Raw genomic sequence first — 14051 nt, 5'->3', positions numbered from 1 at the left:
CGCGCTGGTGAGGAACGACCGCGCAAGTGTGGGCATCAGGCGACTTTCCATGTGAACTCGACCTGGTGTCGGCCAGCCCAGTGCTTCCCGAAGTGACGAAAGACCGTCGATTTGGTGAACGACGAGGGCGTCACGTAAGGTCTTCTCATACCGACGCGGGGTGGAGCAGCTCGGTAGCTCGCCGGGCTCATAACCCGGAGGTCGCAGGTTCAAATCCTGCCCCCGCTACTCGTTCAGGCCGGAGATTCCAGTGAATCTCGGGCCTGAAAGGTTTAGAGATGTGATCCGTGGGCCAGAAAGTGGCCACTTTTTCGGACTGTACGCGGGGATCGGGGCGATCGGTCGTTCGGAGTGCCCGGCGCTACTCAGCGTTGCTCGCCAGTCCGTCGAGTGCCACGTACCTAGCGTGTATGAAGACCGACGCGAGCATCGAGGGATTGGCCTCTCTGGTCGGGATCGAGGAGCTTGCCGAGTACCTCGATGTTCCGATCAAGACGCTCTACAAGTGGCGTCAGGAAGGCACCGGGCCGGCGTCGGTTCGGGTCGGCCGTCATGTCCGCTATTTCGTGAGCGACTTCCAATGCTCGACAGCAGCATCGAGCGCGTCCGGAGCCTGGTAGGCGGCGGTGAAGCGCAGGGGAGCGCCGGTCCACTCGGGCGCGGCGTCCACGGCGGCTTCGTGGAGCATCGCGTCGATGTCGAACACGAGCTGCTCCTGGCTCACAACGCGGCTCCGATGCCCAGCAGCCTGGCTGCCTGCGTTGATGCTCGGAGTCGGAGTGCGTGCGACCAAACGCCGCTACCCGCGCCAATCCTCCTGGGCCAGAGCGGATCTGCTCACCCCGGCACGGCGGCCGGGGCGGGCATGTCGAGCACAGTCGACCGACTGAGTCGGTGCATGAGGAAGGCTGTGCCCAGACGGGTGCGGCCGAAACCCTGCAACGGATCGAAGCCGAGACCGGTCCTGAGCGTGTCGCAGCGGGCTTGCAGTGTGCTGTGGTGGATGTCCAGTTCACGGGCCGCTTCCCGAACCGTCTGTGTCGTCACCAGCGCCTCGACGGTCTCCAACGCCCATGGATGCTGTTGCGCGACAAGGGTGAGACTGTCGGCGTAATCATGCTGGGCGTCGTCGTCGGCGTCAGCCAACAGTTCGATCAGGCCGCCGTAGTCATCGGCTACGACCATCGGCTCACGCGGCGGATCACACAGCCGCAGCGCGACCAGCGCGCTGCGGAACGACCGGTCGAGGCCGTGCACGGAAGCGGCGATCCCGATGCCTCCCGGAGCGGCCCGGAACGGCTCGAAGATCTCGGGGACGACGACGACATGGATCGGACCGAAGCGCGTGCCGATCACGTCCTCGGGCCCGGATGGGCGACCCTCCCAGACAGCGAACAGCGGCGCGGCGACGATGCGGTAGCGGCGCGCGGCCACCAGTCCGAGCGCCCCGGCGGCGTCGAGCCGTTCCTCGACACTGCTGGTGCGCTCGGTCAGCACGCCGAGGTGGCGACGGTTGTCGATCTCGCGCTGACCGCGTCCGTGTCTGATGCGCACAGCGAGCGCGAGCCGTTCGAGGATGATCGCGTCGTTGGCCAGCGGCGCTTCGTCCCGCTCGAGCCAGACGAGCATGTCGTCTCCCGCCCGGGCGAGGAGATCATCGCGCGGCGTGAGCGCCTGCGATCGGTCGATCTCCCCCCGCGGCGACACCCGCATCTCGGCTTGCGACCCGCTCTCCCGAAACCCGGCCGTGCATCCGGCCAGCGAGGCAGCCGCGGCCAGCAGTGCCCGGGTGTTGACGTTTCCCACGATGAGCTCGTCGAAACAGGCGATGACTCGCAGGCCGAGGCTCGAATTGGGGTCGAGGCGCGCGATGCGTCCGAGGAGTTCTTGCATCTCAGTGCTCCTGGCGAGATCGGGCCGGCCGATCAGTCGGCAAGGATCTTCTCCACCCAGGCGTTGCGGGTGCGGATCATCGAACGCCCCACGCTGGTGTGCGGCGCGAAGATGTCGCAAGCGTGGAAGGCGCCCGACCACACGTGCAGTTCGGCATCGCCCCCTGCTGCCCAGATGCGTCCGGCGTAGTCGATGGCCTCGTCGCGGAAGATCTCGGCGGCGCCGACGTCGATGAACGCCGGCGGCAGTGCGCTGAGGTCGCCAGCCCGGGCCGGTGCGGCGTAGGCAGACACGTCGTCGCCACCACGGCGATCGCCGAGGAGCGCCTGCCACGCAGTTCGATTGCTCACCCGGTCCCAGACGCCGATGCCGTCGAACTGTGCGGTCGACGCGGTGATCAACCGGTCGTCGAGCATCGGGTAGTCGAGTAGTTGGCCGCAGGGCCGCGGGCCGCCCCGGTCGCGTGCAGCAAGGGCGATGCCGGCGGCGAGTCCGCCACCGGCACTGGCGCCGGCGACGAGAATGCGATCGCGACGTACGCCCAAGTTGCCCGCCTCGGCGGCGACCCATTCCAGGGCTGCGTACATGTCCTCCCACGGGTAGGGGTCGGGAAACTCCGGCGCGAGCCGGTAGTCGACCGTGACGACGATCGCGCCCAGATCGCTGACCCAATCGAGCACGAGGTCGAGACCGCTGAACTTGTCACCGAACATCAACCCACCGGAATGCGCGTAGAGCACCGTGGGACGCGGTCCCTGTGCGTCGCGCGGTCGGAGAACGGCGGCCGTGAGGTCGCCGCCCTGGTAGCCGGGCAGGACGACGTCCGTGACGTCAATACGATGCTGCCGGAACAGATCGTTCATCGGCGGGGACGCGTAGGAGAGCCGCATGAAGTCGATGAGTTCCGGGGTGATGGTCGGCGGGAACATGCCGCCCACGACCGCCAATCCGGCGCGCAGCTCGGCGTCGAACCCGGGCCGCGGCACCGCGTTCACCGTCATGGGGCCTCCTTCGTGCCGACAAGTCCTCGCAGTCTATTGCGGTGCCTCGCACCGCACACCCGCCATCTGGCGGGGTGTGTTCGTCGATCTGCGACGCCGCGGCGGTTGTGGTCTGCATCACACTTCGGCCAGGCTTGAGCTTCACCGAACGAGAGGAAGATCAATGAGCGACAACCTGACCACCGCGGTCGACGCCGTCGTCCAGCGCGCTTCGCAGGGCCCGAACTCCGGGGAAGGACGAGTGCCGGGCGTCGTCGCCGGTATTACCGACCGGGACAAGGACATCTACCTCGGCGCGTCCGGCGTGCGCGACCTGTCTTCCGACGCCGAAATGACGACCGACACGTCCTTCAACATCTGGTCGACGACGAAGGCGATCACCGCAACCGCCTGCCTCCAGCTGGTGGAGTCGGGCGACCTCGACCTGCAGGCGCCGGCCAAGGAGTACGCGCCCGCCCTCGCCGACGTCAAGGTCATCGACGGCTTCGACGCGAACGGTCAGCCGATCCTGCGTGCGCCGGCCAGCGACGTCACCACCCACCACCTGCTGACGCACACCGCGGGCTTCGGGTACGACTTCTTCAACGAGACCTACAACCGCCTCGCCGAGGAGCACGGCCAGCCGAGCGTGGCCACCGCGACGCGCGCCGCGCTGAACTCTCCGCTGTTGTTCGACCCTGGCACCCAGTGGGAGTACGGCAGCAGCATCGACTGGGCCGGCCAGGTGGTCGAAGGCATCACCGGCAAGCGCCTCGGCGAGGTGTTCCAGGAGCGCATTTTCGCGCCTCTGGGCATGACGTCCTCAGCCTTCGCGCCGACCGAGGAGATGCTCTCGCGACAGGTTCGGCACCACCAGCGCGAGGACGACGGCACGCTCACCCCGAGCGAGTTCGCGACCCCCACCACGCCCGAGGTCGACTTCGGCGGGCACGGTCTGTTCTCGACCGTGCCCGACTATCTGAAGTTCATCCGCATGTGGCTCAACGAGGGACGCAGCGCCTCCGGCGAGCAGGTGCTGTCGCCGGCTTCTGTCGACCTCGGCTTCACCAACCAGCTTCCCGACAATCTCCAGGTCAAGCTGCTGCCGGGCGTCATCAAATGGCTTTCGAACGACGCCGAGTTCTTCCCCGGTCTGAAGAAGACGTGGTCGTACAGCTTCCAGTACACCGAGGACCCGTTCCCGACCGGACGACGCGCCGGCGCCATCGGCTGGGCCGGCTTGGCCAACCTCTTCTACTGGATCGACCGCGACAACGGCTTCGGAGGCTACTGGGCGACGCAGATCTTCCCGTTTGGCGACGGTCCCTCGTTCACCGGGTACCTCGACTTCGAAACCGCTGCGTACCAAGCGTTTACCAAGAGCTGATCGGTCTGGCGCCCGGATGACCGGTCGACCCCCGTCGGTCGATCGGTCGTCTTGGCGTACGCGTTCGTCGCAGGTGTCTGCGAGCGCCCCCGTCGGTGCGTACGGTAGGTGCGCGCCTGACGGCTTCGCGGCGGTACTCGGCAGGTGCAGCAACCGGAACCGCCGCGTTTGCCCGGTCCGGAAAACTCCGGTGCCGACGTCCGGTCCGTGGGGCAGACTGGCCCGGTGTTGCTGACGATCTCGACCACCCACCAGCCGGCGTCCGATCTGGGCTACCTGCTGCACAAGCATCCCGACCGGGTGCAGGTGTTCGAGCAGTCGTTCGGGACGGCCACGGTGTTCTATCCGGAGGTGTCGCACGAGCGTTGCACCGCAGCGCTGTTGCTCGAGATCGACTCGCTGCAGCTTGCACGTAGCCGGAAGAAGAACGCACCTGACTTCAGCCTGAGCCAGTACGTCAACGACCGCCCGTACGCCGCCTCCTCGTTGCTGGCCGTCGCGATGGCAAGAGTGTTCAGCACGGCCCGCAGCGGCACGTGTAAGGGAAGGCAGGAGTTGGCCGACTCCGCGATTCCGCTGGAGATCACTCTGCCGGTGCTGCCGGCACGCGGCGGTGTCGACCTGGTGCGACGACTCTTCGAGCCGCTCGGCTGGACGGTCGACGCCGAGCCGGTCGTGCTCGACGAACGCTTCCCGGAGTGGGGCGAGTCCCGATACGTGTGCTTGCGCCTGATCGGCACCGTGCGCTTGGCCGATGCGCTCAACCAACTCCACGTGCTGCTGCCGGCGCTCGATGAATCGAAGCACTACTGGCAGGGCTCGGACGAGGTCGACAAACTGATGCGCTCCGGTGCTGGCTGGTTGGCCCAGCACCCGGAATCTGAGCAGATCACGCGGCGCTACCTCGGCCGCCAAGGACGCCTCACTCGGGACGCGCTTGCGCGGCTGGCCGAACTCGGTGACGAGGCCGAGGACGCGCTCGATCCAGCAGATGAAGCAGTGACTTCGACTGCACCGCAAAGGATTCCGCTGAACAAGCAACGGCACGAAGCGGTGCTGGTTGCGGTGGAGGAAGTCGGGGCGACGTCCGTGATCGACCTCGGCTGCGGGTCGGGTGCGCTGCTGGAGAAGTTGGTGAAGTTGTCCGGTCTCCGACGGATCGCCGGATGCGATGTCTCGATCCGCTCGCTGCAGATTGCCGGACGCCGCCTCTACATCGACCGGATGACCGAGCGTCAAGCCGAACGCGTCCAGCTCTTCCAAGCCGCGCTCACCTACGAGGACGCCCGCTTCGCCGGCTACGACGCAGCGGTGTTGATGGAGGTGATCGAACACGTCGAGCTCTCCCGACTGCCCGCCCTGGAGCGGGTGGTGTTCGGAGCAGCCCGGCCACGGACCGTGCTGGTGACCACTCCCAATCGCGAGTACAACAAGCTGTACGAAGGCATGACCGGCATGCGTCACCCCGATCACCGATTCGAATGGGACAGAGCAGAATTCGCGCGCTGGGCTGATGAGGTGTGCAGCCGATACGGCTACCGCGTCGAGCATCGCGGGATCGGCGACATCGACGACGCACTCGGCAGCCCCACCCAGTTCGGCATCTTCACCCGCACCGACAACGACGCCGCGACCACGAAGGAGGACGCCCAGTGAGTGACACCACCGCCGTCCGTGAGATCGGCGTCCCGAAGATGGGTCTCGTCGTGCTCGTCGGCGTCTCCGGCAGCGGCAAGTCGACCTTCGCCCGGCAACACTTCCTGCCGACCGAGACGATCTCGAGCGACTTCTGCCGCGGACTGGTCTCTGATGACGAGAACGACCAGGCCGCCACGCCGGACGCCTTCGACGTGCTCAACTACATCGTCGGCACCCGGCTGCGGCGCGGCCGTCTGACGGTGGTCGACGCCACGAACGTGCAGCAGTCAGCGCGGGCCGAACTCGTGAAGCTCGCGAAAAGTCATGACGTGTTGGTCGACGCGATCGTGCTTGACGTGCCCGAGCCGACCGCGATCGAACGCAACGAATCGCGGCCCGACCGCTCATTCGGCGAGCACGTCATCAAGCGTCAGCACCGCGACCTCAAGAAGTCGATGCGACGCCTGAACAAGGAGGGCTTCCGGCGGGTCCACGTGCTGCGCGGTCAGGACGAGATCGATGCCGTACGCATCGTCCGGGAGCGTTCGTGGAACGACCGTACCGATGAGCACGGCCCGTTCGACATCATCGGCGATGTGCACGGTTGCGCCAGCGAACTGCGGACGCTACTGGCCGAATTGGGTTGGCAGCTGGCGTATTCGGGTGACGAGGCGATCGGTGCGAGCCACCCCGAGGGCCGTAAAGCGGTCTTCGTCGGCGACCTCGTCGACCGTGGCCCCGACACCCCCGGAGTGCTGCGGCTGGTGAGCGGAATGGTCGCGTCCGGCGACGCCTTGTGCGTCAGCGGCAACCACGAGGCGAAACTGGTGCGCGGACTACGCGGCGCCAAGGTGACGGTCTCGCACGGGCTGGCCGAATCGCTGGAACAGTTGGCAGCGCAGCCGGAAGAGTTCCGCGCGTCGATGCTCGCATTCATGGACGGGCTCACCAGCCACTTCGTGCTGGACGACGGCAAACTCGTGGTCGCCCACGCCGGGTTGAAGGAGGCGTACCACGGTCGTTCGTCCGGCCGGGTGCGCGCCTTCGCGTTGTACGGCGACACGACCGGCGAGACCGACGAATACGGGCTGCCGGTGCGTTACCCCTGGGCCCGCGAGTATCGCGGCAAGGCGATGGTCGTCTACGGGCACACCCCCGTGCCGCAGGCGGAGTGGAACAACAACACCATCTGCCTCGACACCGGCGTGGTCTTCGGTGGCGAGCTGACGGCACTGCGTTATCCGGAGCGGCAGATCGTCTCCGTGCCCGCCGAGCAGGAGTGGTACGCACCAGCACGACCGCTCGCTCCGGTGGACGAGCGCGAGCCGTCCGCGCTGTCGATCGAGGACGTCGCCGGCACGCGCTGGCTCGAGACCAAGCACGCCGGCACGGTGAAGATCCCTGCGGAGAATGCTGCAGCAGCCCTGGAGGTGATGAGCCGCTTCGCCGTCGACCCGCGCTGGTTGATCTACCTGCCGCCGACCATGTCACCGGTGTCGAGTTCGACCGTCGAGGGCTACCTGGAGCACCCCGCGGAGGCGTTCGACGACTACGCCGCCCGTGGCGTGACCCGGGTGGTCTGCGAGGAGAAGCACATGGGATCGCGAGCGATCGCCGTCCTCGCGCGCAACGATGAGACCGCTCAACGTGTGTTCGGCGACGGTGAATCCGGTGAGATCTACACCCGCACCGGGCGACGCTTCTTCCCCGACAATCCGGAATTGGTCCATGCGCTGCGGGACGCCTGCACGCCGTTGTTCGAGTCGCTGGAGACCGACTGGTTGGCGCTGGACTGCGAGTTGTTGCCGTGGTCGGCGAAGGCGGGTGGGCTGATCCGCGACCAGTACGCGTCCGTCGCCGCGGCCGCCCGCACCTCGCTGCCTGCGGCTGAGCGATTGCTGGCGCAGGCATCCTCCAGAGGCTTGGACGTCGCGGCATTGGCCGAGCGCACGACGCGGCGCCGGGAGAATGCCACGGCATTCGGTGACGCGTACGCGCGCTACGTGCGGCCTACCGACGGCCTGGACGGCGTGACCATCGCGCCCTTCCAGATTCTCGCAGCGCAGGGACGGACGCTCGCGCTCACCGAAACGCACGAATGGCACCTGGCTCAACTTGCCCGGTTGGAGGGGGAGTTGATCACGCCCACCCGGCATCGGTTCGTCGACCTCGCCTCCGACGCCGATCGTGAGGCGGCCACGCAGTGGTGGCTCGAACTCACCGCCGCGGGTGGAGAGGGCATGGTGGTCAAACCCGCACATGCCGTCGACTCCCACCGGGTGCAGCCAGGCATCAAAGTGCGCGGTCGGGAATACCTACGGATCATCTACGGCCCCGACTATCTCGACCAGCTCGACCTGCTGCGGGCTCGCAACCTGGGCAAGAAGCGTCAGCTGGCGCTGCGGGAGCACGGCCTCGGGCTTGAAGCGCTCACCTCGTTCGTCGACGGCAAGCCGTTGTGGCAGGTGCACCAGTCGGTCTTCGCCGTGCTCGCCCTGGAGTCGGAGCCGGTCGACCCGCGGCTGTGACTTTTCGTCGGGCGGTTCGGTGTTGTCGTTGGATTTTTCGGGTTTCGACGCGGGAAGCTTCGTTCCTCAGCTTCCCGGCTCAACCAGCGGTGGGGGTCGATTGGCTCAACAGCGGTGGGGTCGATCCGCTCAACCAACGCGAGGTTCAGGTGGTGCGGGCGTCGTTGCGGGCCGCCTGGTTGGTGGCCGCGGGTCCGGGGCGCACCGAGATCGTCTCGTAAGTGGCGTCCGGGGTCGCGGCGATCGCCGTGCGCACGGCCGTCGCGATCGACTCCGGTCGCAGGAACTCCAGCGGGTCGTAGGCGCGACCCATCGACTCCTGGAGTTCGCGCTGCATGTCGGTGTCGACGCGTCCGGGGTGCACAGAGCACACGCGGATGCCGTCGGGGCGGAGTTCTTCGCGCAACACGTCGGTCAGCGCGGTGAGAGCGAACTTGGACGCCGGGTAGTGACCGCCTGTGCCACTTGCGCGCAGGCCGGAGCCGGAGTTGATCATCACCACGGTGCCATCCGCCGCGCGCAGCGGAGCAAGGAGGAGTCGGGTGAGGTCTGAAACGGCGATCACGTTGATTTCCAACATGTTCCGCCAGATCGACCGGGTCGATTCTGCGGTGGTGCTGCCGCCCGCGACACCGGCCGAGTGCACCAGAGCGTCCAGTCGATCGAGCTGCAGTGCCTCGACCGCGCCGTTCGTTGCAGCCTCGTCGGCAAGATCGACGATGAACGGGCGGGCCGCGTCGTAACGCGCGCAGGCAGCTTCGACGGCGGCCTTGTCGCGTCCGCCGATGACCAACTCGTGATCGGGTGCGAGCGCATCGCAGATCGCGGCGCCGATGCCGCGGGTGGCTCCGGTGACGAGCACGACAGGGCGGGTCATTGGTCGAGGTCCTCTTCGGCAGTGACCGTCATGAGCTGCAGCCATGGGTTGCCGTAGGTGGTCACCATCGCCACGTCCGCAGCGTCACGGCCGGTGCCGATGACGATGCGACCCTTTCGTGGGCTGTTCCAGCGCGGGTCGAAATCCCACCACCGGTCGCCGAGCCAGACCTGCGTCCAGGCGTGGAAGTCCATCGGGGTGCCGGGGGAGTAGGCGTCCATGTCGGTGACATAACCATGCACATAGCGGGCCGGGATGTTCAGCGCCCGGCAGAAGGTGATCATCAGGTGCGCGTAGTCGCGGCACACTCCGACGCCGGTGGCGAAGGCGTCCATCGCGGTGGCGGTCGCGTTCGTCGAGCCGGTCGTGTAGCGCAGCCAGTCGTGGACGAAGGTGTTGACCGCCTGCACCCGGGAGTAGCCCGGCGTCATCCCACCGAAGCGTCGCCACGCCTGCCCGGCCAGCAGGTCGGACTGGCAGTAACGGCTGGTGAGGGTGTAGACGAGGACGTCGTCCGGCAGTTCGGTGGGCGGGATTTCGGGGGCGGATTCGTCCCAGGTGTCGAAGACGTCGGGGATGATCGCCCGGGCACCATAGGTCAATGTGGTGACGCCCACCGGAAGGGTGAAACGGGTGCACGGATTTGCGTACAGATCGCGGAAATGGTGCAGCGGGAGATCGCCGGTCACCGACCAGGTCTCATCAAGGATCTGGATTTCCTCGGTGGGCTGCGCAGCCACCTGGAACACCGCGGCGGTCGGAGCCAACGACGAGTAGCGGAACGTGCAGCCGAGCTTGAGCGTGCGAGTGGCCACGAGGCTCCTAGAAGGGTGGTTTGTCGAGACGCTCCACTGTAGGACTCCCAGCGGGTTCGATGGATCGATGACCGCCGCGCGGAATGAGACAATGGCGGCCATGAGCACCCCCGGTATGCGCCCCCAACCGCAACTTCCCACGTTGCACCTCGACTTCCCGATGTCCCTCGGCACGTTCAGCGAGTACGCGGCGGCCCAGCGCACCGTCGACTATCTGTCCGACCACCACTTCCCGGTGGAGCAGTGCATGATCGTCGGCACCGACCTGAAGCAGATCGAGCGCATCACCGGCCGGCTCAACTGGGGACGCGTGCTGGTCGGCGGCCTCGCGTCCGGCGCCTGGCTGGGTGCCTTCGTCGGGTTGATCTTCACGTTGTTCTCCAACGAGAACGGCCTCAACGTGATCATCTCCACGATCTTTCTCGGCGCCATCTTCGGAGCCTTCTGGGCCGCGATCGGCTACGCCGCCACCCGCGGACGCCGTGACTTCACCTCGGTCTCCCAGGTTGTGGCCACCAGGTACGAGGTGCTCGTGGAGCACAAGAGCGTGCAGCAGGCTCGTGAGTTGCTCGGCCAGATGAACGGTGACGCAGCGCCGCCGCACGAGGCAGCACCCAGCGGTCCGCAGCGCACCTACAGCGAGGCGCAGCAGTCGTCGCAGTACGGCCAGCAGGCACCAGCCGGTTCCAACCCGCAGACGTACCACGGTGCTCAGTCGCCGCAGTACGGTCAGCCCGGCACCAGCGAGCCGCAGCAGCCCGAGCCGCCTCGTTACGGCCAACGTTCGCCGGAGTCGGACGGAAACTAAGACTCCCTCTCGAGGTAGACCTCCCCGGACCGAGCAGTTCTCGACAGGCGCGGCAGCTCCACGCTGCCGCGCCTGGTGCTTGTCGCTGCACCCGGGCGCACTATGCAACTAGTTGCAGCGCATGGAGTTGCATAGTACGTTTCCGCACGTGGCGCTCGAACACGCGATCCTGATCTCCCTGGCCGAACGCTCGGCCAGTGGCTACGACCTGGCGCGCCGTTTCGATGCCTCCATCGGTCACTTCTGGCGGGCGAGCCACCAGCAGATCTACAAGGTGTTGGCTCGGATGGAGGCCGACCAGTGGGTGTCGGCACAGGTAATCCCCCAAGGGAGCCGTCCTGACAAGAAGGTCTACGAGATCACTGACGCCGGGCACGAGGAACTGGCGCGCTGGTTGGCTGTTCCGACACCGCCCGAACACGTCCGCAGCGAGTTCACCGTGAAGCTGCGGGCACTGCATCTGCTCGATCGCTCCCTCGTATTCGAAGCTGTCGCGGCACGGCGTGCTGAGCATGAGCAGCGGCTGCTCGCCTACGAGGAGAGCGCGCAGAAGTTCTTCCCCAGTCCGGCAGACCTTGCCGACGAACAACTCGGCCCTTACCTCGCTCTGCGCGGCGGTATTCGGTTGGAACGCAACGGAATCGAATGGTGCGACGAAATCGCCCACACCTTGGAGGCACGATGAAAGAGTTCCGCGAGATGGTCGAGGCGAATGACCTCAGCGGCGTCGGAGAGTTGCTGGCCGATGACGCGGTGTTCGTCAGCCCGGTGGCCTTCAAGCCCTACCAGGGCAAGGCGGTCACGGCGGCGATCCTGCGCGGTGCTTGGCGGGTCTTCACCGACTTCCGTTACGAGCGCGAGATCGTCGAGGGCCACCACAGCGCGTTGGTCTTCCGGGCCATGGTCGGTGAGGTGGAAGTCAACGGCTGCGACTTCATCACCGTCGACGACGACGGGCTGATCACCGAATTCATGGTGATGGTGCGTCCGCTGAAGGGCGCCAACGCACTCGCCGAGGCAATGGGTGCACAGTTCGAACAGATCCTGGCCGAAGCGGCCGCCGAGACGAAGGCCTGAGACGACGATGACCGATTTCCCCACCCTGCTCAGCCCACTCGACCTCGGGCACACCACGCTGCGCAACCGCGTGGTGATGGGTTCGATGCACACCAAGCTCGAAGACCGCGCCAAGGACATCCCCAAGCTCGCGGCCTTCTTCGCCGAACGCGCCAAGGGCGGTGTGGGTCTGATCGTCACCGGCGGATACGCCCCCAACAAGCGCGGCTGGCTGAGCCCGTTGGGTAGCGAGATGACCAACACACTGCAGTCTCGTCGCCACCACGCGGTGACCGACGCGGTGCACGAACACGACGGCAAGATCCTGCTGCAGGTGCTGCACGCCGGCCGGTACGCCTTCCACCCGCTCGCGGTGGGTGCATCTGACAAGAAATCACCGATCAGCAAGTTCAAGCCGCGGGCGTTGTCGACGCGAGCGGTCGAGCGCACGGTTTCTGACTTCGCGCGCGCGGCGAAGCTCGCCAAGGACGCCGGCTACGACGGCGTCGAGATCATGGGTTCTGAGGGCTATCTGATCAACCAGATGATCGCCGCCCGCACCAACAACCGCACGGACGCCTGGGGCGGCTCGGCCAGCAAGCGCATGCGCTTCCCGGTCGAGATCATCCGCCGCACGAGGGAACTCGTGGGTGACGACTTCATCGTGCAATACCGCATGAGTCTGCTCGACCTCGTCGACAACGCACAGACCTGGGAGGAAACCGTCGAACTGGCCCTGCTCCTGCAGGACGCCGGAGTCACGCTCTTCAACACCGGCATCGGCTGGCACGAGGCACGCATTCCCACGATCGTGACCTCAGTGCCGCGGGGAGCCTTCACCTGGACCACCGCCAAGCTGAAGCAGGAGGTGAGCGTGCCGGTGATCGCCTCCAACCGGATCAACCGTCCGGAGCTGGCCGAGCAGATCCTGGCGTCCGGCCAGGCTGACCTGGTGTCGATGGCCCGGCCGTTGCTCGCCGATGCAGAGTTCGTCGTCAAGGCCGCAGAAGGCCGTGAGCGGGAGATCATCACCTGCATCGCGTGCAATCAGGCCTGCCTCGATCACACTTTCGCCAACAAGCGCGCCACCTGCATGCTCAACCCGCGGTCGGCCCACGAGACCGAGTTGGTGTTGCTGCCCACTCGCACCGCCAAGCACGTGGCCGTGGTCGGTGCCGGCCCTGCGGGCCTGGCGGCAGCGGTCGAACTCGCCGGTCGTGGACACCGGGTGGAGCTCTTCGAGGCGGCGCCGGAGATCGGGGGCCAGTTCAAGCTGGCCGCGAAGATCCCGGGCAAGGAGGAGTTCGTCGAGACGCTCCGCTACTACGAGCACATGCTCGACCTGCGAAACGTGAAGCAGCACTTGGGTGTTCGCGCCAGTGCTGATGACCTGGCGGAGTTCGACGAGGTGGTCATCGCCACCGGGGTCGAGCCGCGGGTGCCCGCCATCGAGGGCATCGATCACCCGAAGGTGCTGACCTATCAGCAGGTGGTGGGAGAAGGCGCACCCGTCGGGGAGACCGTCGCGGTCGTCGGCGCCGGTGGCATCGGTTTCGACATCAGCGAATTCTTGCTGCACGAACCGGGGGAGTCGGTGGAGCACTGGATGCAGCGCTGGGGTGTCACCGATCCGGAGACGGAGCGCGGCGGGTTGGCACAGAAGGTGAAGCAGACCCCTCGTCGGAAGGTGATCCTGTTGCAGCGCAAGGCGACTGCGCACGGCAAGGGGCTGGGCAAGACCTCCGGCTGGGTGCACCGGCAGACGCTCAAGGACTCCGGGGTGGAGTTCATCGGCGGCGCGGAGTACTTGCGGGTGGACGATGAAGGCCTGCACATCAGCGTCCCCGTCGACCCGAAGGACGAGAACGCTGGCCGCGAGGCCAAGGTGATCGCCGTCGACACCGTCGTGCTGTGCACCGGCCAGGAGTCTGTGCGTGAACTCGCTTCGCTGGGAGAGGTGCTCGGTAAGCCGGTGCATGTGATCGGTGGCGCTGATGTCGCAGCCGAACTAGACGCCAAGCGCGCGATCAAGCAGGCCACTGAACTCGCCGCCCGCATCTGATCGCGAC

13 protein-coding genes and 1 tRNA gene are annotated in these 14051 nt (G+C 66.6%); 9 read left to right on the top strand and 5 right to left on the bottom strand.

The features are described 5' to 3' along the window. Positions 1-154: 154 nt before the first annotated feature. A tRNA-Met gene (locus tag J5M86_RS10915) sits at positions 155-228 on the top strand. Between the two features lie 182 nt (positions 229-410). Continuing rightward, positions 411-620: an AlpA family transcriptional regulator gene (locus J5M86_RS15665; RefSeq protein ID WP_188059405.1), complete on the top strand. Its 210-nt coding sequence runs from the start codon at positions 411-413 to the stop codon at positions 618-620. Here J5M86_RS15665 and J5M86_RS10905 read toward each other — a convergent pair. From J5M86_RS10905 to J5M86_RS10895, 3 genes are all read right to left on the bottom strand, one after another. Beyond that, positions 560-724 (bottom strand): hypothetical protein, encoded by a 165-nt coding sequence (locus J5M86_RS10905; RefSeq protein ID WP_188059536.1) that lies wholly within the window; start codon positions 722-724, stop codon positions 560-562. The two genes, J5M86_RS15665 and J5M86_RS10905, sit on opposite strands and share 61 nt — an antisense overlap. Positions 725-837: 113 nt before the next feature. Continuing rightward, a complete protein-coding gene (locus tag J5M86_RS10900) occupies positions 838-1893 on the bottom strand; it encodes a PucR family transcriptional regulator (RefSeq protein WP_188059406.1) in 1056 nt (351 codons plus the stop codon). A gap of 32 nt (positions 1894-1925) precedes the next feature. After that, a complete protein-coding gene (locus J5M86_RS10895) occupies positions 1926-2894 on the bottom strand; it encodes an alpha/beta hydrolase (RefSeq protein ID WP_208965015.1) in 969 nt (322 codons plus the stop codon). A gap of 163 nt (positions 2895-3057) precedes the next feature. Between J5M86_RS10895 and J5M86_RS10890 the strand changes: the two genes are divergently transcribed. The 3 genes from J5M86_RS10890 to J5M86_RS10880 all read left to right on the top strand — a co-directional run bounded on the left by J5M86_RS10890 (position 3058) and on the right by J5M86_RS10880 (position 8426). After that, positions 3058-4260 carry a serine hydrolase gene (locus tag J5M86_RS10890; protein WP_188059407.1) on the top strand — a complete coding sequence of 401 codons (1203 nt, stop codon included), beginning with the start codon at positions 3058-3060 and terminating at the stop codon, positions 4258-4260. A gap of 225 nt (positions 4261-4485) precedes the next feature. After that, on the top strand, positions 4486-5916 hold the full coding sequence (locus tag J5M86_RS10885) for a 3' terminal RNA ribose 2'-O-methyltransferase Hen1 (RefSeq protein ID WP_188059408.1): 1431 nt from the start codon (positions 4486-4488) through the stop codon (positions 5914-5916). After that, a complete protein-coding gene (locus J5M86_RS10880; protein ID WP_208965014.1) occupies positions 5913-8426 on the top strand; it encodes a polynucleotide kinase-phosphatase in 2514 nt (837 codons plus the stop codon). Before J5M86_RS10885 ends, J5M86_RS10880 begins: the two co-directional genes overlap by 4 nt. A 145-nt stretch (positions 8427-8571) precedes the next feature. Here the strand turns inward: J5M86_RS10880 and J5M86_RS10875 are convergent, their stop codons facing one another. Beyond that, positions 8572-9303, bottom strand: coding sequence for an SDR family oxidoreductase (locus tag J5M86_RS10875; protein WP_188059409.1), 732 nt, complete (start codon positions 9301-9303; stop codon positions 8572-8574). Then, the gene (locus J5M86_RS10870; RefSeq protein WP_188059410.1) at positions 9300-10118 is read right to left on the bottom strand and encodes a transglutaminase family protein; all 819 of its coding nucleotides are present in this window, start codon (positions 10116-10118) and stop codon (positions 9300-9302) included. The genes J5M86_RS10875 and J5M86_RS10870 overlap by 4 nt, the downstream gene beginning before the upstream one ends. 100 nt (positions 10119-10218) lie before the next feature. On the opposite strand from J5M86_RS10870, the gene J5M86_RS10865 reads away from it, so the two are divergent. The 4 genes from J5M86_RS10865 (at position 10219) to J5M86_RS10850 (ending at position 14044) form a co-directional block, all read left to right on the top strand. Then, complete coding sequence (locus J5M86_RS10865) at positions 10219-10926, top strand: general stress protein (protein WP_208965013.1); 708 nt, start codon at positions 10219-10221, stop codon at positions 10924-10926. A gap of 148 nt (positions 10927-11074) precedes the next feature. Then, positions 11075-11611 (top strand): PadR family transcriptional regulator, encoded by a 537-nt coding sequence (locus tag J5M86_RS10860; RefSeq protein ID WP_188059411.1) that lies wholly within the window; start codon positions 11075-11077, stop codon positions 11609-11611. Continuing rightward, positions 11608-12003 carry a nuclear transport factor 2 family protein gene (locus J5M86_RS10855; RefSeq protein ID WP_188059412.1) on the top strand — a complete coding sequence of 132 codons (396 nt, stop codon included), beginning with the start codon at positions 11608-11610 and terminating at the stop codon, positions 12001-12003. Before J5M86_RS10860 ends, J5M86_RS10855 begins: the two co-directional genes overlap by 4 nt. 7 nt (positions 12004-12010) lie before the next feature. Further along, the gene (locus J5M86_RS10850; RefSeq protein WP_188059413.1) at positions 12011-14044 is read left to right on the top strand and encodes an NADPH-dependent 2,4-dienoyl-CoA reductase; all 2034 of its coding nucleotides are present in this window, start codon (positions 12011-12013) and stop codon (positions 14042-14044) included. Positions 14045-14051: the final 7 nt, after the last annotated feature.

The organism is Yimella sp. cx-51 (assembly GCF_017654605.1).
Lineage (GTDB): Bacteria > Actinomycetota > Actinomycetes > Actinomycetales > Dermatophilaceae > Yimella.
The sequence above is the reverse complement of the archived record's forward strand: the minus strand, read 5'-3'. Positions and strand labels throughout refer to the sequence as shown.